Source organism: Marinomonas rhodophyticola (assembly GCF_026113935.1).
Lineage (GTDB): Bacteria > Pseudomonadota > Gammaproteobacteria > Pseudomonadales > Marinomonadaceae > Marinomonas > Marinomonas rhodophyticola.
In genome coordinates this window covers 840,500-863,256 of sequence record NZ_JAPEUL010000007.1, presented here as the reverse complement: position 1 = coordinate 863,256, position 22,757 = coordinate 840,500, and the positions used below count along the sequence as shown (strand labels likewise).

Here is a 22,757-nt window from a genome sequence, read left to right as displayed (position 1 = left end):
GCAAGCCTTAGACTTGCTTTTCTTCACGCAAGGCACGACGCAACACTTTCCCAACGTTCGTCTTAGGTAACTCTTTACGCACTTCAACAAACTTAGGCACTTTGTAAGCAGCTAAGTTCTCTTTACAGTATGCCCGTAGTGCTTTTTCGTCCAATGAATCAACATTGGCTCTTAACACCACAAAAGCTTTAACCGCTTCACCCGTTTTATCGTCTGGCACGCCAATCGCTGCCGACTCAAGAATGGATGGGTGAGAAGAAAGGCAATCTTCTACTTCTGTTGGGTACACATTGAAACCTGAGACAATGATCATATCTTTAGCTCGATCCACAATTTGCAAATAGCCATCTGGATGCTGCACCGCAATGTCACCTGTAATTAAAAAGCCATCCTCAGTCATGACATCGCGCGTCGCTTCTTCGCGATTCCAATAGCCTTTCATCACCTGTGGACCACGCACGCACAGCATGCCCGCTTCTCCTTGCGGTAATGCTTCACCGTTTTGATCTTGAATTTTGATTTCTGTTTCAGCCACTGGCACACCAATCGTACCAATACGTTCTTTACCAATAGGATTAAAAGACACAACAGGAGAGGTTTCTGTTAAACCATACCCTTCTACCACTTTGCATCCAGTCACTTTTTGCCATTCATCGGCTGCCGCATGGGTGAGCGGCATACCGCCTGAACAGGTAAGTTTTAAGTGTGAAAAATCCAACGCACGAAAATCGGCTTTATTACAAAGCCCGACAAACAAAGTATTTAAACCAACAAAGCCTGTAAATGGCCATTTTTTTAGTTCTTTAATAAAACCGGGCAAGTCTCGTGGATTTGGGATTAATACGCTGTGCGCTCCATTTTCTAACAATGTCAAACCATGGATTAAGAAGGCATAGATATGGTACAGCGGAAGCGGTGCAATATAGAGCCTCAACTTTAGGCTCAACAATCGAACTTAAACGCGAGCTTAATTGGTTCATATTAGCGATCAAATTAGCATGCGTCAGCATGGCGCCCTTAGCAACGCCTGTCGTCCCTCCAGTATATTGCAACACCGCAATTTGCTCTGGTTTACAAGCGACTTTAGCAACCTGCTTATCTTTACCTTTTGCCAGTACGTCATTTAACGCAAGCGCATTAGGAAGATGGTACGCTGGCACCATTTTTTTAACATATTTAACAACTGAGTTGACCAACAAACGTTTTAACGGCGAGTGAAAATCAGCAATTTCAGTAATAATGACATGTTTGATCGAGGTTTTGGCTAAGATTTTTTCGACGTTATGTGCCATGTTTGCAAACACGACCAAGGCTTTAACGCCAGAATCATTAAATTGGTGTTCAAGCTCCTTTGGAGTATACAAAGGGTTCGTATTCACCACGATCAGCCCTGCTTTCATCGCTCCAAAAAGAACGACTGGATATTGAATTACGTTAGGCAATTGAATCGCAATGCGATCCCCAGGCATCAAATCCGTTTCGTGTTGAAGATATGCGGCAAACTGATCGGATTTTTCATTCAACTCACGATACGTTAATGTTCTACCAACGCTCGTAAAAGCAGGTAGGTCAGCATATTTGCTGACAGCCGCAGCAAGGACATCCGTTAACGACTGATAGCCATTAGGATTAAGCGACGTTGGCAAGTAACTTCCAGTGTACTTTTCCAACATCGGCCGTGCTATGACGAGTAGTATCCATTGACATAATAAACGCTCCATTTGTTTTTTTTATTTAGGAGAATAAGTAAACGCAAAAGCTCAACTGTGCAAACTGCCGTTGAGCTTCAGAGCATTCAAGCGCATCCAATCAAACCTAAATAGGAAAGATTTGCGTCAACTTGGTTGCTAACATAATGTCACCATCGGCTCTAATTTTACCTTGCATAAAAGCCGCCATACCGTCTAGTTCACCACTCATGACAGCTTTTAGGGTATCTAAATCCATACTTAGAGTCACCGTAGGATCATCATGTTCCCCTTCTCCCATTTCACATTCGCCATCCGCGATAGTTAAGTGATAGCTGTCCGCATCGTCTAAGTCAAATTGAAATGTCGCCTCCATGTCATCGGCTTCATCGGCATCAAATCGACCTAACATAGATTCAAATACTGCTTTTGCTTCGCTCATCATATTCCCCTTTTCAACCCGTCAAAAATATTGAGTCTCGCTCAGCCAACTTCCTACTGAAGCAAAGCTGAGCGAGGCGTAATTTGCTACATATTATGCATTTAAGAAAACGAAGTTTTCTTCGTCCATTGCCAATAAGTTATCAGCGCCTGACAACATCGCCTCAACATGGGCATGCGTACGTGGCAACAAACGCTCATAATAAAAGGTAGCTGTCTGTAATTTGGCGGTATAGAAGCCCACTTCATCTGTGCCTGCATCTAATTTGGCTTGCGCCGTGACGGCCATACGCGCCCAGAAGTACGCTAAAACAACATAGCCTGAGAACATCAAGTAATCCACCGACGCCGCACCGACTTCATCTTTATTGCGCATCGCTTTCATACCAATTTTCATCGTCACATCGCCCCACTCACCATTCAATTTATCGAGAACGGTGATATAAGATTTAAGGCGCTTATCACCCTTGTGCTCTTTACAGAACTTATGAATGATTTTGGTAAAGCGTCGTAATGTGGCGCCTTGGGTCATCAATACTTTTCGTCCTAGTAAATCCAGCGCCTGAATGCCCGTTGTACCCTCATACAACATAGAAATACGGCAATCTCGTACGTTTTGCTCCATCCCCCACTCTGCGATAAAACCATGACCACCAAACACTTGTAACCCTTGGTTTGCCGCTTCAAAACCTGTCTCTGTTAAAAAAGCTTTAGCAATCGGAGTCAGCAACGACATTAATTCATCTGCTTCTGCTTTTTCTTCTGCGGTACCTCGCTTCATGGTATCAACCAGCATAGAACAATAATGAATTAGAGACTCGTCCACCTTCAGCAAACGCTTTTTGAGTCAATAACATACGGCGAACATCTGGATGCACTATAATAGGGTCAGCGGCTTTGTCAGGTGCTTTAGGCCCAGATAAGGCACGCATCTGCAAACGGTCTTTTGCATACGCCACAGAATTTTGTAATGCCCATTCAGCGTGCGCTAAACCTTGCAATGCGGTCCCCAAACGAGCAGCGTTCATAAAAGTAAACATGCAGTTTAAACCACGGTTTGGCTCTCCAATAAGAAAACCTTTCGCGCCATCAAAATTCATCACACAAGTCGCATTACCATGAATGCCCATTTTGTGCTCAATGGACCCGCAAGAAACTTGATTTCGGTCAGCGATTTCGCCACCGCTATTAACGTTGTGCTTAGGCACAATAAACAATGAGATACCTTTGGTACCCGCAGGTGCATCTGGCAAACGAGCCAATACGATGTGAACAATGTTATCCGCCATATCGTGTTCGCCTGCAGAGATAAAGATCTTCGTCCCAGTCACGGCGTAACTGCCATCCGCCTGCGGCTCAGCCTTCGTTTTCAACATACCTAGGTCGGTACCACAATGGAGACTCGGTGAGACACATGGTCCCCGTCCACTCACCGGACACCAACTTGGTCAAATAGGTTTGCTTTTGCTCATCCGTTCCATGTAATTCAATGGTGTTCATGGCACCATGACTTAAGCCTGGGTACATTCCCCATGACCAGTTAGACGTGGCAATCATTTCAGTAACCAACATACCCAATGAATCGGGTAAACCTTGTCCACCCATGTCTTCAGGATGCGATAAGGATGGCCAGCCACCCTCCACATATTGCTTATAAGCTTCTTTGAAACCATCTGGCGTTGTGACCACGCCATCTTTGAACTGACAACCCTGTTGGTCGCCAATACGGTTTAGAGGAGAGAGGACACGCTCAGCAAATTTGGCGCCTTCTTCTAGAATAGCCGCTACCATGTCTGGTGTGGCTTCTTCGGCACCTGGCAACTTAGCGTAGTGTCCATGAAGATCGAGTACTTCTTCCGTTACGAACTTGATGTCGCGCAAGGGCGCTTTATATTCTGGCATGACTTGTGACCTCTTATTGTTTTTATTCCATATGTTTCATAGGAACCTTTAATATCAGAAAGGTTCCTCTATCAGAGGCTTTCTCTCAATAACAAAAGATGCCAAAGTTAATGACAAAATAGACCAAGATGTGATTTTTTCCAGTGAAACTAGACCATCAAGCAACCGATTTTAAAAATACTCTCTACGAGTGCATAAATTCCCTGACACTAAGAATGACTCGCAATTGACAGCGTCTCCTTACAAAAAAATGGCCATGTCCCTTCTTCGCTACCTATGATTTCCAAACGGCTTGATTCGCACCAAGGGGATGCCGATAAGGTGATCTCCCCCCGCGATACATTGACAAAAAGCGCGTCTCCCAAGTGCATGACAAATACGCCTTTGATTCGATAAACGCCCTGCAAATTGGCCATTGATTTGATACTTTTCATCACCTCTTCTTTGTCAAACCGTTCTTCTTTCGGCCACTTCCAACCCAAGACCTGCATCGAATCCTGCTTTTTTTGATAATACCAATAACGATTTTCACCGGATCCTTGTTCATGCTCGTGTTCATGTTGGTGTTTTTGTGCAGACGCTGAATTAGAGATATTATGAGCAACCGATATAGAGTCTGGATGCGATAAATCAGCCAAACCTATATCCAAGGCATCAAGATCAAGATGCATAGGATCAGACAGGTAAAGAGCCGGCTTTGATGTCAGTGAAATCGGCCCAAAACGAGCTTTTAAACGCTGTATATCTTCTTGCTGATAACGATCCACATGACTAAAAACAATACCATCAGCTGACTCGATCTGGTCATGAAAAATGTCGTGTTTTGTATAACGTTCGTCTTTTAAATGTCGAGCATCCAGCACACAAAATGCCCCCGTGAATAGCAAAACGTCTTGATATGAATCACTGCGTAATTTAGCAATGATTTGTTGCGGGTGACCAAGGCCCGAAGGCTCTATAAAAATGCGATCAGGGTTATGTTGACGAATTAATTGATTCAAACCCAACTGGAATGCAGCCGACGTGGTACAGCAAACACACCCACCGGCACCTCACGAATCGCCACACCTAGATCTGCATAGAAGGCGCCATCAAGGCCAATATCACCAAACTCGTTCACCAGCACAGCCCAACGTTCATGAGGAGGCGCTTGTGTTAACAGCTGCCGAATTAAGGTCGTTTTACCCGCCCCTAAAAACCCCGTAATTAACGTAACTTTTATCCCTTGATAACGCATAAGAATACATGCTCAATACATAACAAAAGTGTCAAACATGACAGCTTAAAGGCATAAAAACAATCCGTTCTATTAAAATGAATAGATCATGGTAATGCTAGTCGTCGTGTCTGTTTTTGCCTTCAAATCCAACGCTTCACTGTTGTGGGTCATATTATACGAGGCCTTCATACTCAGATTGTCTCTTAATTTTGACGTAATGGCCGATTCTGATTTTGAAATGGTATTTTTATTACTCTCTAACGCGACATCACTGCCCAATGTTTGAGTGAATTTCACCTCTGGACTAAAGTTGTATTCGTACTCTACTTGCAAATGCACAATGACGGTATCATCCAACGCCCCTTCGTCTGTTCGATTAAAGGAATAACCAGGGCCTATGTTGTAGTCTAAGAATGAATCTTGATTAGCGAACAACCTTTTTGAATAACCAACCGCAATGGTATTCTGGTATTCATAGCCACTAAAACGATCGTCAGTGTAAGACCCAAAAACAAAGACAGACGAGTTCTCAGGGCTTAGTTTATAATCACTTTGCGCCGACAAAAAAACCCTTTGAGCCGTCGCCTCATCCTTTCCCTCGTAAGTGTTGCGCTTGTACAAAGCGTCTAACTGGTATTTATTTTTCCACTCTCTAAAATCTTGTTTAATAACGGCCTTCCCTTTTAAGGCTGAGATCTCTCCGTATTTCCTGTTGTCGCAATCACACCAAGCTCAACCTCGGCACTTAGTGGCTCTAAAGGTACTTCTAACTGCTCAGGCTCGACCGCATGAAGCGATGAAACTGAACAAGCCAAACCGGTCAATATCGATAGCAGAAGCGGTTTCATTGGAATGTCTTCCTTTTATCTCATCAAACAAACTCCGAAGTGGCTAAAAGGAAAAAGGGGGGATACAAAAAACGGAAAACTAACACAATGCCAATACTAGTCCCCCTTCCTTAATGACCATCAGGCTTAGAGCCATTCTTACATTGATCTCGAAATATCACAGTCAAAATTCCGTTAACTATATGAAAAGTAATAGATAAAAAGGAAGGAAGCCTTACACAACAACTCAAACACGCACTTTAACGTTATTATTTACATCTTTACTCTGATAAATGAGGTCATCGCCTGCTAAAGCACGGGCGGATTTTGCCAATCTGTCATACAACAAGACATTGACGGATGCAGCAAGATTCATACAGCCAATTGTTGGAACGAACACAACAAAATCAGCTCTATCTACCAGTTTTTGGTCAATCGTTCCGTCTTCAGGACCGAATATATAGAGGGCATTATCTGGATGCGAAAAAGCAGGTAACGGTGTTGCTCCTTGAATCAAATCGACACAGACAATCTTTGTATCTGGAGTCACAGCGTCAATTAAGGTATCCACTCCCAATGACTCTATATTTATTAATGGAATGGTTGCGCTGACTTTTTTAGTATCCGTGGACATTTTTACAGCCCGGTCATAACGATGGCCAGAGTACAGTACTTGATCAGCCTGATAACAACCCGCAGCTCGCATCACAGCCCCTACGTTGGATGCGCTTTTAGGGTTGATTAAACCAATAGAAATGCATTCTTTTTTCATTACAGACTCACATCACTCACAAGGAAAAGAATCAGGATAATAGCATTATTTAAGCACTGATAAGACGCTAGAACACTGTTATAAGCTGAGCAAAAAATAAGAAAAAACAAATACATCCACCGCCGATCCCTTCCGCTGACCAATAAGATGAGTACACTGAAGGAATTAAAAGCATCTCGACCCTATTTAGGACAACTATGAACCGCCTTAAAAAACTTGGTTTAACCCTGCTAGCCGCTGCGACTTTTGAAACACAAGCGGCATCTGTTTGGAAAGTCACCTCTGGCACCAATACCATCTACATTGGCGGTACCATTCATTTATTAACCCCGCAAGATTATCCCTTGCCCTTAGCATACGAAAAAGCCTATCAAGCGGCAGATAAAGTTGTATTTGAAACCAATATGGACGTCATTAATAATCATGCTTTTAAGCAGCAAATGAAAAAAGAACTCTCTTATTCTGACGGCACCACCATTGATAAAATCATCTCTCCTGACACCTACCAGTCATTAAAGATTTACCTCGATGCTCGACAAATTCCCTTTACCGCTGTACAAAATTTAAAACCCAGCGCCTTAGCGATTTCTCTCAGTATGATTGAACTCAAACATCTAGGATTTACCAGTGAGGGCGTGGATTATTTTTACGCTGAAAAAGCGAAGCAGGATAAAAAGCCAAGTGGCTGGCTTGAAGAACCTGAAAAACAGGTTGAGATACTCAGTGATGTTAATACAAAAGACAGTGACGATGTTATCAATTATGCCCTAACAGACATAAAAGACATGCCGAACAACATGGAAAAGCTAAGACAAAGCTGGCGCAGCGGTGATATGGAGGCCATGGCAGACATAGAATTAAAAGATTTCAAAAAAGATTATCCAGAAGTCTATCAGTCGCTATTGGTTAATCGTAACAATCTTTGGCTCCCCCAAATTGAGCAGATGTTAGAAAACTCTGGTGTTGAATTTATCATGGTAGGCGCTATGCACCTTGCTGGCCCTGACAGTTTATTAGAAAAACTCAAAGCTAACGGTTATCAAGTCACCAAGCTTTAAAGAAAACGATTATTTATTGCAATTTTTCTCCCCAAATCACCACGAATTTTTTATACTTGGCGCCGAAATAGTTAACTGACCAAATGATCAGTGACAAAACTTACTCGGCGCATTGTATTGTGAGCTTTCATTCTAGCATGTGGACTCACAATAAAATGAATATCGTCGGCCCACTAGCAAAAGGCTCCCCTATGCTCGAACGTTATTTTCAACTTAAAGCTCATAACACGTCGGTACGTAATGAAGTCGTTGGTGGTATCACCACCTTCCTGACCATGGCTTATATCATCTTTGTTAACCCTTCAATACTGGCACAAGCTGGCATGGATCAAGGCGCGGTATTTGTTGCCACCTGTCTTGCCGCCGCGATTGGCTGCTTGATAATGGGCCTTTATGCCAATTACCCAATCGCACTAGCGCCTGGTATGGGCTTAAACGCTTTTTTCACCTACGGTGTTGTCCTAGGCATGGGCTATTCCTGGGAACAAGCTCTAGGGGCGGTGTTTTTATCTGGTATTCTATTCATCTTTATCAGTATCTTTCGCATCCGCGAATGGGTTATTAACGCCATCCCGTCATCTTTAAAGCTAGGGATTGCGGCGGGCATTGGTCTTTTCCTTGCCATGATCGCGCTACAAAACTCGGGCATCATTGTTAAAAATCCAGCGACAATGGTGTCCTTAGGAGACCTATCATCACCTTCAGCCATCTATGGCTTGCTTGGTTTCTTCGTGATCTGTGCCTTGTCTTATCTAAACGTCACCGGTGCCGTTATGATTGGCATACTACTGGTCACTGTTCTCTCTATGCTATTCGGTCAAAATGAATTTGGTGGTTTGGTGTCTGCACCACCGTCCATTGCACCGACCTTTCTTGCCATGGACATTGAAGGTGCCTTCCAAATCAGTATGCTAAGCGTGATTTTTGCCTTTTTCTTTGTGGATCTATTCGATACATCTGGAACACTGATTGGTGTGGGTCAACGTGGTAAGTTATTAGACAAAGACGGTAACTTACCACGTTTGAAAAAAGCGCTGCTTGCTGATTCAAGTGCCACTGTTGTTGGTGCAGCCTTGGGTACTTCATCAACCACCAGCTATATCGAAAGTGCCTCTGGCGTTGCTGCAGGCGGACGCACAGGATTAACAGCTGTCGTAGTAGCCTTGTTATTTTTATTAAGCCTTTTCTTTGCACCGTTAGCTGGCTCCATTCCTGCGTATGCAACAGCTGGTGCACTTATGTACGTGGCGGTTTTGATGACAAGCAGTCTCGCTCATGTGGATTGGGACGATATTACCGAAGCCGCACCGGTACTCATTGCAGCATTCACTATGCCGCTTACCTACTCCATAGCAGATGGCATCGCGTTGTCTTTTATCAGCTACGCTGTTATCAAACTATTGTCTGGTCAAGGTAAAAAAGTCAGTCTTGCTGTCTATATTTTAGCAGCCTTGTTTATTGCCAAATTCTTTATTTTCGTTTAACAAGAGCGGAAAAACCAACAAACAGAAGTAAAGTCTCACTTTACTTCTGTTTTTTTACTCTCCCCTTTTTTACCCTCCTCTAAGAAGCAAAACTCCAGTTACCCTCTATTTTCAATAAAGCACGACTGAATACAGTAGTCGTATAACTGTATCTACTATATGATTCGCCATCTTTTTTTACCCGCCAAGCGAAGCAAACATGTCTGACAATGCGCTCTATACGGACTTATCTGGTTACTACGATTTAATGTGTGCCGATATTAATTATCACGCTCAAAGCAATAACGCCCATCGTCTTCATCAAATTTTCGGCAACGGCGGGAAACGGCATTTGGATTTGGCGTGTGGCACTGGCCCTCACATTCACTATCTTAGTCAAGAAAACTATCAATGCAGCGGATTGGACATTAATCAGCCCATGCTCGATATTGCTAAGCAACGTTGCCCTCAGGCGCAATTCGAATTAGGTAACATGTGTGAATTTAACGTGGCCATTCCCTATGACTTCATTACCTGTTTTTTGTACTCAATTCATTACAGCGGCGATATTGGACGTTTAACAAACTGTATCGAAAGCGTTCATAAAGCCCTTAACGTCGGTGGTGTATTTTGCTTTAACGCTGTCGATAAGGACCAGATAAATAATGCTATATCGGCAAAACACAGCGTTGTAGAGGGAGACAGCCAGTTTTCTTTTGCATCCTCTTGGCACTACAGTGGCGAAGGGGAGACACAAACGCTCAAGCTAAGCATAGAAAAAACAAACGCTGAAAAAAAACAGGTCTGGTCTGACGAACATCCTATGGTGGCGTTGAACTTTAACCAGTTACAAGAATTATTAACGCCCTATTTTGACGTTCATGTTTTTGAGCATGAACACGACAAAATCATTGCATGGAACAAACAATCAGGCAACGCTATTTTTTTGTGCGTAAAAAAATAAAAGCAGGCAAGTGACGATCTTAAGATTCGTTCATAGAGCGATATTTTAATATCAAGGCAATGATTTCATGGTCACTAACGGTAGAAGATAAAGACTCGTTCATTGAACGTCTTTGCGGTAAACGTATATTGAATTTACTTTTTAGTATATTCACAACCTGTGAATCTGAATTAGGATCGAACACTTGGCTAGCAAACACACAAATACGTTGTAGTACAAACTCTTTAGCGCTATTTATCATATGGTTCCTATGATGTAAAAAAATTACGTGACTCCCCCTTCGTTCTTATTACTAAATTAAAGCGTCATTTCAAATAAAAGCAGAAGAGCAGATTTATATGTTACTTTTAGGATAAGTAATGGGCAGAGTACTTGAAGAAATTCAGAATTCGCCTCGAATACGGTTTCGTATCCATATGCGCAAACGAAAAGACTAAGCCGTGCCTTCTCTAAGCACGACGTACCACACCAATATGAGCTGAATCCATGGCTTTGTCCACTAATCCTTTCCATAAAAAGCAAATAATCTGAAAATTCCTCCATTACGCCACTCTATTTGGACGCAATTTCACAATGGCAAAATGATTTCAACCAATAAACCGCCAAGCTCACTGCGCGCCGCTCGAACAGTGCCGTTATGCTGACGAATCGCATTTTCGGCAATGGCTAACCCCAACCCAGCCCCACCACTGTGCCGATCCCGCGCCGTTGAAACACGGTAAAAAGGTCGAAAGATAGAGTCCAACTCATCTTCTGGAACGCCTTCACCATCGTCTTCCACTCGAATAACCAAACGATTGGAGTCAACGGTCAAAGCGACTCGAATTTGCTGATTGCCATAATAAATGGCATTACGAACAATATTCTCCAGCGCGCTCATCAGCAGTTGAGGGTGGCACGTTATCATTCGATCAGGAATCTCAGATACCGAGAGGGTCTTGCCCATTTGCTCCGCTTCAAATTGACAGTCTGCTAGTAGCGCTTCACACAAGCTCGAAAACGGCTGTACTTCTCGATTAAGATGACTGTCTACCTGTACACTCGACAATTCGAGCAATTTACCAATCATTTGCTCCAGACGCTGAGCCTCAATGTCTATGCGCGCTAAATCTGGACTTTCTCCCATCTTTCTTCTGGCTAACGCTTGCGCCATCCGTAGGCGCGTCAAAGGGGAACGCAACTCATGGGAAATATCCGATAATAAACGCTGCTGACGGGAAATCATCACATTCACCGCCTCCACCATTTGGTTAAAACTGGCTCCGGCTTGACGAAACTCTGAGGTGCCTCTTTCCAACTCAGGATCAATTTCAAAAATCCCTTGCGCGACTCGCTGAGCCGCCTTTTCCAATCGACGAGCAGGCTGACTTAAGGCCCAAGCCAACCAGAGTAATAAGGGCGTACTCACCAGCATTACCGCGAGCAACAAACGCAATGGGTGATCGAACAGTTGCAATAAAAAATGTGGCGGCTCACTCCATCGAGTACCGATATAAAGATAATAGTCACCATTGGCTAAACGAATCGGCAGCGGCCCCGAAATCATCGTCTTACCGTAGAGTTTCTGCTGAGGATTTTGAGGGTTATCGATGGTGGTCACAAAATTCCGCAACGCTTTAAAAATAAAATCAGGACGTCGGTCTGAGGTTTGAATATTGCCATCACGATCCGTAATAAAAAGCCGTAACCTATCATCAGGCCCAGGGCCTCGGTGCGAACGTCCCTCTAAATGCTCCAAAACCACAGCTAAATCCGGAACAGACGAAAAAGCGTGTTCTACTCGATTTCTTATCTCCAACATCTGCTCATAATGCGGCGGCGCGATGTCCCTACTCTTGCGAGGATCAAAATGCGGTAAGGCTAAAACGGCCAAAATCACCAAAAAGATAGTAAACCAAAAAATCGCAAAAATACGACCATACAAACTGGTGATCTTTGGCAAACGCATCAATCCCCCTCCACCAATAAATAACCACGCCCGCGCAAGGTTTTGATTCTCGGTTTACCATTTGGCCAATCAGGTAGCTTTTTACGCAAATTCGATACATGCATGTCAATGGCTCGATCAAATGCCGCCAAGCGCTTACCCAGCACATCAAGGCTTAACATTTCTTTGGTTAATACTTGGCCAGGATGAAGTAAAAAATAATGCAACAAAGCAAACTCGGTGCTGGTCAAATCCAATAAATGAGCATTGCAATACGCCTCTAGCTTACCGGGATACAGCGTAATATCGCGATACACAATCGCATCACTTTGCAATGGCTCCTTATTGTTTTGAGTTCGACGCAAAATAGCGCGAATCCTTGCCAGCAGTTCACGCTCACTAAACGGCTTTGGTAAATAATCATCAGCGCCCAGCTCAAGACCCACCACACGATCAATCTCATCTCCTTTTGCCGTCAACATTAAAACAGGCACATCCCACTTTTCACGCAACTGCTTCAAGGTTTCAAAACCGTTTAATTTAGGCATCATGACATCAAGCAAAACCAAATCAACACGGCGATCCATCAACTCCAAGCCCGCCACGCCATCGTAAGCCGTACAGACGGTACAGTTTTCAAACGACAGCACTTCTTTTAGTAAATCGCTTAATTCAACATCATCATCAATTATCAAAATGTGTGGCATTCATTTTTCCTATATAAAAAACGGTTCCTGCAAAGCAATGAGACATAAGGAGCGCATACGCCTTGAATCGCCAATCACTCTCCATGCTATGACGATATTTTACGTCGAAAAAAACAAAGTGATGCTGCCTTTACCCTACTTTACTTTCGTAATACGTCTCTTTACCTAGCAATCTGTATTCTACTCCCATGCGCAAAAAGCGCATTGTTAATTACATATCAAAGTCTCATACCCGATAAAAGGAAGAAAATATGAAAACGGTAAAAAAATTAATTTTAGCTTCTGTTGTTCTACCACTCATATTAAGTACAAGTAGCGCATTTGCCTACGGCGGAAAAGACCATCATGGGCCTGGTGACGAATGCCGACCAGGCTTAGACCGCGAAATGATGCAAGAATTGAACCTTTCCGATAGCCAGAAAGAACAATTCAAAGAACTTCGTCAGGCCAACAAAGAAGCAATGAAAGAAAGATTTAAAGACAAACCACAGGCAGATGACGCAATGCGTGATGCGCATTTTGACAAACTAAACGACTTACTTTTGGCTGACAAATTCGACCCTGCAAAAGCCACAGCATTGGCTCAAGAAATGGCAAATAAACAGGTAGAGCGCCAAGTAGATATGTTGAGCAAACAGCATAAAATGCTCAGTATCTTAACCCCTGAACAAAAAGCAAAATTCATTGAACTGCAAAAAGAACGTATGGAAGACTGCGCTGACGACATGCCGCGCCACCACGGTAAAGATCGAAACTAATACAAAAATCAAAAAAGCGACCAGAAGGTCGCTTTTTTCGAACTCAACACGGCAAAAATCTTAGCAAGATACAGCGCTCATTTAACGGCGTTTCCAAATTCTTGCCACCGCTCTATCACTGCCTAACCAGCCAACCACTTCACACACCAAGCCCGTTAGAAAAAATAGCATAATCGGTATAAAACCAGCCACCTCACCAGTCTTTAGCGTCATGATCAAGGAAACACTTGCGATCAGCAAACAAAGCCCTCCCAAGACAATTAAAATGGTTCGATGCGATGGTTTATAATCGTATTCTCCCTCCTCGGATTCAAACATTCCTAGTATCGGAGAGCAAAGCTTGGTTAGCATTTTTTTCATCAGCAATCGCCTTCACAGTGTAAATTCATATTGTGTTTAAAAAAAGAATACCTTTTATATCATTAAGTTAAACAAAAATAAGGTTTTATTAGAAAATACTCCCTTTAATACGACTAAACTTTGCACAGCAACCGCCGATGGCATAGAGGGACTAAAATGTGCAAATTCGTTTCAACAACGAATTTCTCTTATCGAATAAATGGAGAAAGAAATGAAAAAAATACTACTTTCAAGCCTAGCCGCTACCGCATTCACCTTATCGATGACAGCTCAAGCTGACACATTCACATACATAGACTATGGGTTTGGCAGCATAGACCCAGATTACACCGTTGCAAACGACGATTTCTCTTCTCTCTCCGGTGCCTTTGAGTTTGGCAAGGGAGCCTTTATTGCTGCAGAATCAACAGAATACGGTTCTATTGATTTAATGGCTATTGGTGCTGGTGTATACACACCTATTGGAGGAGCGTCTAGCTTGTTTGGCATATTACAATTCGTTGATATTGATTGGAACAATAATAGTGATGATGAAACAGGCTACAGGTTCACGGCTGGACTACGTAGCTCTATAGCAGATCGCTTAGAAGTGGAAGGAAAACTCAAATACGACGACGTTTTTTCAGAAACCGATTCTAGTTTCGCTTTGGGTCTTAGATTCTACGTCACGAGAAACTTTTCCATTGCCGCCAACTACGACGTCGCTGAAATAAACAACAACGACCAAAATGCGATGTTTGCTTCACTAAGACTCAGCTTATAATACGAAGAAACACAAAAAAAAACGGATTAACACAAGTTAATCCGTTTTTTCCATTAGTAGAGGCACTCTAATAACTTAGCAGACTTTGGTTAGCCAGTTATGTTTGTCTTCCGCTTTACCCCACTGAATATCATTCAATGCTTGACGCAGTTTCTGAGCAATAGGTCCAGGCTCACCGCTACCAACTTTGTATTCTTTGTCATTATGAATAAAGGTACCAACAGAGGTTAATACCGCAGCGGTACCAGACAAAACCGCTTCTACTTGAGGCTTCGCCGAACGCTCAAGCAATTCAGCCACCGTCAAATCACGCTCGGTCACTGTCATACCTAAATCCGCAGCAAGCGTTAGGATCGAAGAACGTGTCACACCATGTAGGAAGGTAGAATCCAAGCCTTTGGTAATAATCTCGTTACCATCGATCAACAAAAAGTTTGCCGCACCCGTTTCTTGAACATCACCATTAGGACAGAACAAAATTTGATCAGCCTGAACCTCTGCTTTGGCTCTAGAAATTGGCCCCAAAGCACTCGCGTAGTTCCCACCACTTTTGATCATCCCCATGTGAGGAGCACAACGCATGCCGGTTTCATCCAATAGAAGACGAAGTGCTTTAGCACCACCAGTGAAGTAGTCCCCTACTGGCGATAACAAAACATACAGCATAGACGTCAACGTTGGCGCCGCGGCTTTACCAACCGCAGCCTCAGTGCCAATGTGAGTAGGACGAATATACATAGACCCTGGTGGCTCAGGCACATCTGTCGCAAATTCAGCAACCGCATCGAGAATCATTTTAGACACTTGCGCTTCATCGATAACAGGCAAAGACAATAGACGGCTACTTTGTGCTAAACGTTTAATGTTCTGGTCCATACGAAACACATGTACGCTGCCATCAGCATGACGAAACGCCTTCAAACCTTCAAAACACGTACTTGAGTAATGCAAAACATGCGCACCTGGATGTAGTTGAATACTATCCGACGCAACAATACTTGCTTCACTCCATTGATTATTTTCGAATGTTGCCAATGCCATCTTAGGCATAAACACGCTACCAAAAGCCGCCATTATTGTTTCCTATATAATTAAATGATTACCGCAACATCAGCCACCAGACTGACATTATAAGGACTCTAAAATTTGCTTATCGCCCAATTACCCGATAGTAAAACGGAAAACCGCTTGAAGAAAGCAAATCGTAAACCACGGATCAAACTGACTGTGTATTTCCAGTATATTTGCCAATTTGAACCAGAAAATAGACTGACAGAAGTGTGACGAGATACAAGAAGATATTACCTTCTCGCCAAGATGGGCTTCAATAACCGAATGTAGAAATCACCAAGAAGACGCTAAAATTACCTTATCACCACCACTGTTTTTTGCCTTATACATCGCATGGTCAGCGGCCTGAACAACCTCCAGAGAATCTTTGCCGCACTCTGGATAACACGCCACACCGATACTAGCGAACACTTGCAATGACAAACCGTCGGCCACAAAGACTTGAGCCAACTTAGCGCGAATCTTCTCTGCCACCGCTAAAACAGACTCCGTCGACTTAGTCTTATTCATAATAATCAAAAACTCATCCCCCCCCAAACGTCCAACCGTATCCGATTTACGCACACAATCAACCAACCGCTGAGCGATTTTTTGCAACAACACATCCCCCACCGCATGACCATAATTGTCATTAATTTCTTTAAAGCCATCGATATCAACAAACAGAACAGACAAGCCCTCTCTTTCTCTGTCAGCCAACGCCAAAGCAGCCTGTAAGCGATCTAGCAGCAAGGTTCGATTAGGCAAATCCGTCAAATCATCATGGCCCGCAGCATAAAGAAGCTGAGCCTCCATTTCCTTACGCTCCGTGATATCGTGCGCCACCGCAATTCTTACTTGATGCTCTTCAGACCAGCGAGCTGACCACAACACATAAACCACTTTACCGTCTTTCCTTACCCAACGATTTTCAAAACGCGGTGATGGCACACCAGCTAGGATATGATCGACCGTATTCAGTGTTTTCCCCCTATCTTCATGGTAAACAAAATCTACCATGGGCTTACCTATCACTTCCTGCGGCGCATAACCGAACATATTCTCAAACGCTGCACTGACAAACACAAAATGGCCAGAACGATCAACAACGCAAACAGCGTCTAACATCAGCTCCATCAAATCAGCAAGACTAATTGCAAGTTCATTGTTATTCATAAACGGATACGCCCAAACATAAAAAAATGGCAACATAATGGTGACACTGAAAGCCAGCTTAAATAAAGCGTAGCTTACCTAAATGCTTATTATCCATGGTGTTTGGATAAAAAACCTATGATAACTACATAACATAACGAGATTAGACAAAATAAGAACAAGAGAAAAAACCAAAAAGGCTAAAAACCCCCAACATAAAAATATTCGCTATCATCGTCGCCCAAAATACCACCATAAAGCGCAACTTCTTTGTTTTATGACGAAATACTTTCTGCCCTAAAAAAGCGCCAGGCCAACCACCTATTAACGACAAAACATGCAGAGTCGACTCTCGAACTCTTTGCCTTCCTCGCCTGGCTGCGGACTTATCGACACCATAAAAGCAAAAAGTAATCAGACTCAACAAACCATAACCACTCAATAACACAAGGTATTCCAATGACATAAACACCATTCGACAACTTAAAAGAGGCATTTTAGCACGCTTCTCAAGCACGCACTTCCTACCACGCTGACAGCACTGCTCTTAATAGGCGCAGCACAATCGATGAAAAATGAACTCTGCCGAGCTTCTTGGGTCTGAATAAAGAATAGATATATCAACAAGAGGTTTTCGATTGTGAATATTAACTCATTGTTAAACAGCATTATGGGCAACGCAGGCTCGGGCATTGACAAGGCCGTCACTAAAGCAAAATCAGGCTCTATGCCAGGTGGCTTGATGGGCGGTGCCGCGGCAGGCGGATTGGCAGCGATGCTACTGACCAACAAAAAAGCCCGAAAAATGGGTGGCAAAGCGATTAAATATGGTGGCATGGCAGCCATCGGCGGAATGGCGTACAAAGCGTGGCGTGATCACAAAGCAAGCCAAGACTCAGCACACACGTCACAGGCAACTCAGCATCATAACGTGCACTCAAATTCCAATGTCTTACCCACCGTGCCTGCTGGTAGCATCTTCGACCTCGCAGAAGAAGACACAAACAAACCCACCAAAAATATACATCTGATCCTTATACGCGCCATGATCAGCGCAGCCAAGGCGGATGGGCATATCGATGCAACCGAACGCGCACGCATCGAACAACAAATCAGCGACCTCGGCATTACAAAAGAAGAGCAAACATTCTTAATCGAACAACTGAGCGCCACCAGCGACCCGATTACCATCGCACGCCTATCGGAAAGCGAAGAACAAGCCACAGAAATTTACCTCGTCTCCATGCTCGCAGTGGATATCGACACAGAAGAAGAACGACGCTACCTAGATCGTCTCGGAGACGCCTTACGCCTACCCACTGAACTGCGTCAAAACATTGAATATGAAGTGAGCTACATGCAAACGCCTTAAGAATAAAAGAGTTAATTTCAATTTTTTCAATGGGCAACGATAATTGAGAAGGTGTACTTTCTAAAATTTCTTGTCATTGTATCATTGCCTCATCTGATGTCAGAGAACCCTTGGCAATACGAACAAATGCGGCTGTAGTTTTGTAAGTACGACTTCCCTCATGCCAATAAGTTACGAAATTGAATTGGAGACACTCCAAAGTAGCTTTTATAACAACGACTAAAATGACTAGCACTGACAAAGCCACTAGCTAAAGCAATCTCAGTTATGGATTTTTGGGTTTGTTGTAGCAAGCATTTTGCGTATCCAACTCTCAATTCAATGTAATATCGTACAGGACTTGTATTCAAGTACTGCTGAAATAAGCGCTCAATCTTCCTTCGAGAAAGCTGAGCATATTTCACCAATTCCTGCATACTTAATGGTTCCTCTATATTGTTTTCCATCAGTATCAAGATGTTTTCTAATACTTCTGAAGACACACTCTCCCGCTTTGGCTTAACTATCGAAGCACTCTGAACATTTTTTAATTGCTCAAAATGTAGGATTTCACCAACCGCTTTTGCCAACGACTCACCGTGTAGAAGTTCTAATACGTGCAGCAATAAACGCAATGTACTAATTACTCCTGTACTGCTTAAACAGTTTTCATAAATAGCATATGAATCCGGAGAGACCGACACAGTCTTAAAACATTCTTTTATAAAAGGATGATTATCTGGATGAATAGCAATGCTCTGATGGTCAACCAAACCCGCCTGAGCAAAAAAAACGCTACCATTCCACAAGCCGATTAAATAAGCACCTTTTGAGTGTTGTTGTCGGATAAATTTAACAATACGCTGGGAGTAACTCAAATCACTACGGAATCCACCGCAAATTATCACAATATCTAATGACAGTAATTCATCGTTCTTTTCTTCCGATAGGAGTAATGTTGTATTGATTTCAATTCCTAAGTCGCTTTTTACAATTGGCTTATCTAAGCCAATTGTAATGTACTCAAACGCTTGATTTTCATGAATCAAATTGCTTGTCACCAAAACATCTACAGCAACAGTAAAGTTAGCCATAGAAAAGTGATCTAACAACAAAAAACCAACTCGTACCCTATTCAATTTCGCCTTTTGACCACCCAAATGATAATAATGACTTTTTTCTAAACTGCTACAAAAGCGGCGACTACTTAATTGACTCATCGTGACCCTCCATAAACTATTACGCCCAGATTTTATTTATATAAAACAAAAACATGGGCGTAGCTAATATTATAAATACCCGAATAATTTAGGAAGATATAGCGCTAAAGGTGGCCAATATGTTGTTACCAGCATCACTGGCAAGGCAGCAAAAAACATAAAAAACAAGGCAGGTTTCATTACTTGACTCATGCCAACCTTACCAATCCGACAGGTCATAAATAAGATGGGGGCCATAGGAGGACTATTACAGCCAATTACCACACTAGTACCAACGATGGCGGCAAACTGTATTGGATCAACACCAATACTCACCATAACTGGAAGCAATAAGGGACTAATTATCGCCACCACACTCACATCATCCATAATCATGCCGAGCAATATCAAGAAAACATTTACGATTAATAGGATCAACAATTTATTTTGAAACACGTCCATCATAAATTCCGTCAACTCTTGTGGTACACGTTCAAATGTTAAAATGCGGCTCGAAACAAACGAGAACAACAAAATAACCATGATCACACCAGTAGTTGCCGCTGCACTAACCAAGCACTTAACTAATGTTTTCAAGCTCAATTCACGATACACAAACAAGCCAACAGGAATAGCATATACCACAGCAATTGCTGCCGCTTCAGTTGGCGTAAAAACACCGCCATAAATGCCTCCCAAAATAATCACAGGTAGCATCAAAGCCGGTATAGCCTTCCAAAAACTTTTATTGATTAATTCAGAACGCTCTCTAAAGGTTAATGTCACCGCCTCACCTGGTGCATTTCGCATTTTGATCCAGTTTAAAAAACACAATAAAATGATCAGTAAAATACCCGGGCCAATGGTTGCTAAAAAGCAGGCAGCAACAGATTGGCGAGTCACAACCGCATATAGAATCATCGTAAGGCTTGGTGGAATTAACAAACCTAATAAAGAAGAAATCCCCAATAATGCACTTGTGTATTCTCGCTTATAACCATGTTTCTCCATTGGATCGATCATAATCGTTCCAATGGATGCGACTGCAGCAGAAGCCGTACCAGAAATGGCACCAAATACGCCACATGCCACGACCATAGAGGATCCCATCCCCGTTCTAGACTTTCCAACCAAAGACTCAACAAAATGCACCAAACGAGAGGCCATACCACCAGCCTGCATCAAATAGCCTGTCATAACAAACAAAGGTAACGCCAAAAGAATAATAGAATTTACCGACCAAAAGCCGGTTGTCATGAGAGATGAGACATCAACATCATACACAATCGATAAAACAAGTGTCATTGCAGCAAACGAATAAACAACCGGAACGCCGATCATCATTAATACAATTACCGCGGCTATGGCTAATAGAGCACCCATAATTTTCCCCAAGCGTTATTAAGCGTTAATAAATTTCTGGTAGTCTTTGACAAAGTCACGAATCAGATAAAAAACTAGCGCAACACTACCAACAAACAAACTGCTTTGTGATAGATACCAAGGAAGTTTAAACACTGGTGTAGTTTGGGACTTTTGATAGACCATGATAAAAGTTCGTAACTCCATGACACAAAGTACAACGCCATAATTAGTGATATGACAGTTGCTAAAACACTCATGCCAGCAATGAGCTTTTTATTCTTAAATATAACGGAAACAAAATCAGCAGTTAGATGAGAGCGATCTTTGGCGGCTAATACAGCCCCCATTAGATACAACCACATAGCAGAAATCAGCACGAGGCTCTTCCAGCCCAAATACTGGGATGTCAAGAATGGAGCGACTAAATACTCCCCAAGCCAAGATAAAAGCAACAGCGGCACTTAAACCAACAACAATAGGAGTGACTACCATTGTGATTAATTTATCGATCAGCACAATAAGACTGTTTAGAGAAAACATAAAAAACCTCGGATACATCAGGTAGGAGACAACTAAACAGAGGCTCTCTGTTTAGTTGTCTTAACGCGCGAACAAGATTTGCTAAACGGGATTACTGAGGAACAGATGCGTTAGCGCGAATTTTGTCCATGATGTCTTTACCCAATGATTCTTCTGCGATTGGCCAAACTTCTTCACGTACCTTCTTCACCCATATGCGCATATCATCAACACTTGGCTCGATGTATTTCATGCCATCTTCTTTTGCCTTTTTGATCCACTTGTCATCTTCCATCTTGGCATCAATAAATTGCTTGTTAATAACTTCCGCTGCCGAGTTTTCGATAATGGCCTGATCGAAAGCATCAAGCTTTTCCCATGTCGCGTCATTCATTAACATGGCATAAGATGAAAAGTTGTGTTTTGTGTGCACATAGTAGTCTAATTGATCACGAAAATACTCGTAATCCCAGTAAATAACGTTACTGGAATCGCCATCAACCACCCCAGTTTGAATGGATGTGTATACTTCATTCCAGTCAATTGGAACAGCTTGAAACCCCATAGCTTGGATAGTTTGAGGCAGAGGGAACACTGGGGCTGAGCGAACTTTCAATCCTTGCTCTACGGCTTGGGCATAACTTGTCGCATATTTACCTTTAGTCGCAACACCACCAAAGCCTTCTGGATAAGGTCCAAAGTATTTCAAACCAATATCTTTATATAGTGGGCCAAAAATAGCTTTTAACCAGCCACCTTCGCCATAAGCTTTCAGCGCATCATCCCAACCTAACGTTAGATACGGAATGTAATTAACACCTAAACGCTCATCGTAAGATGTTTGTGGCCAGGTCAACATCATGTCGATGTTGCCTTTTACTAGCTGATCAAACAATTCTTGTTGACCACCTAATTCGCCTTGATAGAAAATATTTACTTTCATTCGGCCATCAGATTTCTCACTAATCAAATCAGCCCACATCTGCATGGATTTCCCAGATGCTGAATCTCTGTCACCAGACTCTAAAGCCAAATTGAATTTATAAGAATCATTGCTCGCAAATGCTGACCCCATCGTGCTCACGGCCAATGAGGTTGTCATGGCAATCAATTTTGCATATTTTAAACCTATATTTAGTGCATTTTTCATATTATCCAGTTCCTTTATTTTTAAACGTTCAAGTCTTGCTTTCACGCTTTATTGTTAAACTTATTCTGGATTTACAGAATATGGTTTGCACTCCTGACGCGTCCAATAATATATTCGGC

21 protein-coding genes and 3 pseudogenes are annotated in these 22,757 nt (G+C 42.7%); 6 read left to right on the top strand and 18 right to left on the bottom strand.

Annotated features, from left to right (window positions below; translation table 11 throughout):
• Positions 1 to 7: 7 nt before the first annotated feature.
• The 7 genes and pseudogenes from ONZ52_RS12970 to ONZ52_RS12935 form a co-directional block, all read right to left on the bottom strand.
• A pseudogene (locus tag ONZ52_RS12970) lies at positions 8 to 1,673 on the bottom strand (AMP-binding protein).
• 142 nt (positions 1,674 to 1,815) lie between these two features.
• On the bottom strand, positions 1,816 to 2,130 hold the full coding sequence (locus tag ONZ52_RS12965; protein ID WP_265219063.1) for an SCP2 sterol-binding domain-containing protein: 315 nt from the start codon (positions 2,128 to 2,130) through the stop codon (positions 1,816 to 1,818).
• A gap of 93 nt (positions 2,131 to 2,223) precedes the next feature.
• Positions 2,224 to 4,031: pseudogene (locus tag ONZ52_RS12960) on the bottom strand (acyl-CoA dehydrogenase C-terminal domain-containing protein).
• A 209-nt stretch (positions 4,032 to 4,240) separates the two neighbouring features.
• A pseudogene (locus tag ONZ52_RS24730) lies at positions 4,241 to 5,268 on the bottom strand (CobW family GTP-binding protein).
• A 72-nt stretch (positions 5,269 to 5,340) separates the two neighbouring features.
• Positions 5,341 to 5,919 carry a DUF481 domain-containing protein gene (locus ONZ52_RS12945; protein ID WP_265219415.1) on the bottom strand — a complete coding sequence of 193 codons (579 nt, stop codon included), beginning with the start codon at positions 5,917 to 5,919 and terminating at the stop codon, positions 5,341 to 5,343.
• Between the two features lie 14 nt (positions 5,920 to 5,933).
• Entirely contained in the window at positions 5,934 to 6,098 is a 165-nt protein-coding gene (locus ONZ52_RS12940; protein WP_265219062.1) for a hypothetical protein, read from the bottom strand.
• Between the two features lie 226 nt (positions 6,099 to 6,324).
• Positions 6,325 to 6,849 carry an RNA methyltransferase gene (locus ONZ52_RS12935; protein WP_265219060.1) on the bottom strand — a complete coding sequence of 175 codons (525 nt, stop codon included), beginning with the start codon at positions 6,847 to 6,849 and terminating at the stop codon, positions 6,325 to 6,327.
• Between the two features lie 197 nt (positions 6,850 to 7,046).
• Between ONZ52_RS12935 and ONZ52_RS12930 the strand changes: the two genes are divergently transcribed.
• From ONZ52_RS12930 to ONZ52_RS12920, 3 genes are all read left to right on the top strand, one after another.
• Complete coding sequence (locus ONZ52_RS12930; RefSeq protein ID WP_265219058.1) at positions 7,047 to 7,907, top strand: TraB/GumN family protein; 861 nt, start codon at positions 7,047 to 7,049, stop codon at positions 7,905 to 7,907.
• Positions 7,908 to 8,098: 191 nt separating this feature from the next.
• Entirely contained in the window at positions 8,099 to 9,391 is a 1,293-nt protein-coding gene (locus ONZ52_RS12925; RefSeq protein WP_265219414.1) for an NCS2 family permease, read from the top strand.
• Positions 9,392 to 9,590: 199 nt separating this feature from the next.
• Complete coding sequence (locus tag ONZ52_RS12920; protein WP_265219057.1) at positions 9,591 to 10,334, top strand: class I SAM-dependent DNA methyltransferase; 744 nt, start codon at positions 9,591 to 9,593, stop codon at positions 10,332 to 10,334.
• 19 nt (positions 10,335 to 10,353) lie between these two features.
• On the opposite strand, the gene ONZ52_RS12915 is transcribed toward ONZ52_RS12920, so the two are convergent.
• The 3 genes from ONZ52_RS12915 to ONZ52_RS12905 all read right to left on the bottom strand — a co-directional run bounded on the left by ONZ52_RS12915 (position 10,354) and on the right by ONZ52_RS12905 (position 12,968).
• Positions 10,354 to 10,575: a hypothetical protein gene (locus tag ONZ52_RS12915; RefSeq protein ID WP_111606961.1), complete on the bottom strand. Its 222-nt coding sequence runs from the start codon at positions 10,573 to 10,575 to the stop codon at positions 10,354 to 10,356.
• Positions 10,576 to 10,902: 327 nt separating this feature from the next.
• Positions 10,903 to 12,282, bottom strand: a complete 1,380-nt coding sequence (gene cpxA / locus ONZ52_RS12910) for an envelope stress sensor histidine kinase CpxA (RefSeq protein ID WP_265219055.1) — start codon at positions 12,280 to 12,282, stop codon at positions 10,903 to 10,905.
• Complete coding sequence (locus ONZ52_RS12905) at positions 12,282 to 12,968, bottom strand: response regulator (RefSeq protein WP_265219054.1); 687 nt, start codon at positions 12,966 to 12,968, stop codon at positions 12,282 to 12,284. The genes cpxA and ONZ52_RS12905 overlap by 1 nt, the downstream gene beginning before the upstream one ends.
• A gap of 251 nt (positions 12,969 to 13,219) precedes the next feature.
• Between ONZ52_RS12905 and ONZ52_RS12900 the strand changes: the two genes are divergently transcribed.
• Complete coding sequence (locus ONZ52_RS12900; protein ID WP_265219053.1) at positions 13,220 to 13,726, top strand: CpxP family protein; 507 nt, start codon at positions 13,220 to 13,222, stop codon at positions 13,724 to 13,726.
• An 81-nt stretch (positions 13,727 to 13,807) separates the two neighbouring features.
• On the opposite strand, the gene ONZ52_RS12895 is transcribed toward ONZ52_RS12900, so the two are convergent.
• The gene (locus ONZ52_RS12895) at positions 13,808 to 14,086 is read right to left on the bottom strand and encodes a hypothetical protein (RefSeq protein ID WP_265219052.1); all 279 of its coding nucleotides are present in this window, start codon (positions 14,084 to 14,086) and stop codon (positions 13,808 to 13,810) included.
• 211 nt (positions 14,087 to 14,297) lie between these two features.
• On the opposite strand from ONZ52_RS12895, the gene ONZ52_RS12890 reads away from it, so the two are divergent.
• Entirely contained in the window at positions 14,298 to 14,849 is a 552-nt protein-coding gene (locus tag ONZ52_RS12890) for a hypothetical protein (RefSeq protein ID WP_265219051.1), read from the top strand.
• Positions 14,850 to 14,924: 75 nt separating this feature from the next.
• Here ONZ52_RS12890 and ONZ52_RS12885 read toward each other — a convergent pair whose 3' ends face one another.
• The 3 genes from ONZ52_RS12885 to ONZ52_RS12875 form a co-directional block, all read right to left on the bottom strand.
• Positions 14,925 to 15,923: a branched-chain amino acid aminotransferase gene (locus ONZ52_RS12885; RefSeq protein WP_265219050.1), complete on the bottom strand. Its 999-nt coding sequence runs from the start codon at positions 15,921 to 15,923 to the stop codon at positions 14,925 to 14,927.
• Positions 15,924 to 16,193: 270 nt separating this feature from the next.
• Positions 16,194 to 17,075, bottom strand: a complete 882-nt coding sequence (locus ONZ52_RS12880; RefSeq protein WP_265219049.1) for a diguanylate cyclase domain-containing protein — start codon at positions 17,073 to 17,075, stop codon at positions 16,194 to 16,196.
• A 142-nt stretch (positions 17,076 to 17,217) separates the two neighbouring features.
• A complete protein-coding gene (locus ONZ52_RS12875) occupies positions 17,218 to 17,550 on the bottom strand; it encodes a DUF1294 domain-containing protein (protein ID WP_265219048.1) in 333 nt (110 codons plus the stop codon).
• A gap of 144 nt (positions 17,551 to 17,694) precedes the next feature.
• On the opposite strand from ONZ52_RS12875, the gene ONZ52_RS12870 reads away from it, so the two are divergent.
• Complete coding sequence (locus ONZ52_RS12870; RefSeq protein WP_265219047.1) at positions 17,695 to 18,426, top strand: tellurite resistance TerB family protein; 732 nt, start codon at positions 17,695 to 17,697, stop codon at positions 18,424 to 18,426.
• 158 nt (positions 18,427 to 18,584) lie between these two features.
• Here ONZ52_RS12870 and ONZ52_RS12865 read toward each other — a convergent pair whose 3' ends face one another.
• From ONZ52_RS12865 to dctP, 4 genes are all read right to left on the bottom strand, one after another.
• The gene (locus tag ONZ52_RS12865; protein WP_265219046.1) at positions 18,585 to 19,625 is read right to left on the bottom strand and encodes a GlxA family transcriptional regulator; all 1,041 of its coding nucleotides are present in this window, start codon (positions 19,623 to 19,625) and stop codon (positions 18,585 to 18,587) included.
• 69 nt (positions 19,626 to 19,694) lie between these two features.
• A complete protein-coding gene (locus ONZ52_RS12860; protein WP_265219045.1) occupies positions 19,695 to 20,987 on the bottom strand; it encodes a TRAP transporter large permease in 1,293 nt (430 codons plus the stop codon).
• A 282-nt stretch (positions 20,988 to 21,269) separates the two neighbouring features.
• The gene (locus tag ONZ52_RS12855) at positions 21,270 to 21,509 is read right to left on the bottom strand and encodes a hypothetical protein (protein WP_265219044.1); all 240 of its coding nucleotides are present in this window, start codon (positions 21,507 to 21,509) and stop codon (positions 21,270 to 21,272) included.
• Positions 21,510 to 21,600: 91 nt separating this feature from the next.
• Positions 21,601 to 22,638 carry a TRAP transporter substrate-binding protein DctP gene (dctP, locus tag ONZ52_RS12850; protein WP_265219043.1) on the bottom strand — a complete coding sequence of 346 codons (1,038 nt, stop codon included), beginning with the start codon at positions 22,636 to 22,638 and terminating at the stop codon, positions 21,601 to 21,603.
• Positions 22,639 to 22,757 lie beyond the last annotated feature (119 nt).

Excerpts from the sequence above, each read along its gene's own strand:
- ONZ52_RS12920 (WP_265219057.1), top strand. The coding sequence starts at position 9,591 with ATGTCTGACAATGCGCTCTATACGGACTTATCTGGTTACTACGATTTA.
- ONZ52_RS12900 (WP_265219053.1), top strand. The coding sequence starts at position 13,220 with ATGAAAACGGTAAAAAAATTAATTTTAGCTTCTGTTGTTCTACCACTC.
- ONZ52_RS12855 (WP_265219044.1), bottom strand. The coding sequence starts at position 21,509 with ATGTTTTCTCTAAACAGTCTTATTGTGCTGATCGATAAATTAATCACA.
- ONZ52_RS12860 (WP_265219045.1), bottom strand. The coding sequence starts at position 20,987 with ATGGGTGCTCTATTAGCCATAGCCGCGGTAATTGTATTAATGATGATC.
- ONZ52_RS12905 (WP_265219054.1), bottom strand. The coding sequence starts at position 12,968 with ATGCCACACATTTTGATAATTGATGATGATGTTGAATTAAGCGATTTA.
- ONZ52_RS12880 (WP_265219049.1), bottom strand. The coding sequence starts at position 17,075 with ATGAATAACAATGAACTTGCAATTAGTCTTGCTGATTTGATGGAGCTG.
- ONZ52_RS12940 (WP_265219062.1), bottom strand. The coding sequence starts at position 6,098 with ATGAAACCGCTTCTGCTATCGATATTGACCGGTTTGGCTTGTTCAGTT.
- ONZ52_RS12965 (WP_265219063.1), bottom strand. The coding sequence starts at position 2,130 with ATGAGCGAAGCAAAAGCAGTATTTGAATCTATGTTAGGTCGATTTGAT.
- ONZ52_RS12915 (WP_111606961.1), bottom strand. The coding sequence starts at position 10,575 with ATGATAAATAGCGCTAAAGAGTTTGTACTACAACGTATTTGTGTGTTT.
- ONZ52_RS12930 (WP_265219058.1), top strand. The coding sequence starts at position 7,047 with ATGAACCGCCTTAAAAAACTTGGTTTAACCCTGCTAGCCGCTGCGACT.
- ONZ52_RS12895 (WP_265219052.1), bottom strand. The coding sequence starts at position 14,086 with ATGAAAAAAATGCTAACCAAGCTTTGCTCTCCGATACTAGGAATGTTT.
- cpxA (WP_265219055.1), bottom strand. The coding sequence starts at position 12,282 with ATGCGTTTGCCAAAGATCACCAGTTTGTATGGTCGTATTTTTGCGATT.
- ONZ52_RS12935 (WP_265219060.1), bottom strand. The coding sequence starts at position 6,849 with ATGAAAAAAGAATGCATTTCTATTGGTTTAATCAACCCTAAAAGCGCA.
- ONZ52_RS12865 (WP_265219046.1), bottom strand. The coding sequence starts at position 19,625 with ATGAGTCAATTAAGTAGTCGCCGCTTTTGTAGCAGTTTAGAAAAAAGT.
- ONZ52_RS12925 (WP_265219414.1), top strand. The coding sequence starts at position 8,099 with ATGCTCGAACGTTATTTTCAACTTAAAGCTCATAACACGTCGGTACGT.
- ONZ52_RS12890 (WP_265219051.1), top strand. The coding sequence starts at position 14,298 with ATGAAAAAAATACTACTTTCAAGCCTAGCCGCTACCGCATTCACCTTA.
- ONZ52_RS12885 (WP_265219050.1), bottom strand. The coding sequence starts at position 15,923 with ATGGCGGCTTTTGGTAGCGTGTTTATGCCTAAGATGGCATTGGCAACA.
- ONZ52_RS12875 (WP_265219048.1), bottom strand. The coding sequence starts at position 17,550 with ATGCCTCTTTTAAGTTGTCGAATGGTGTTTATGTCATTGGAATACCTT.
- dctP (WP_265219043.1), bottom strand. The coding sequence starts at position 22,638 with ATGAAAAATGCACTAAATATAGGTTTAAAATATGCAAAATTGATTGCC.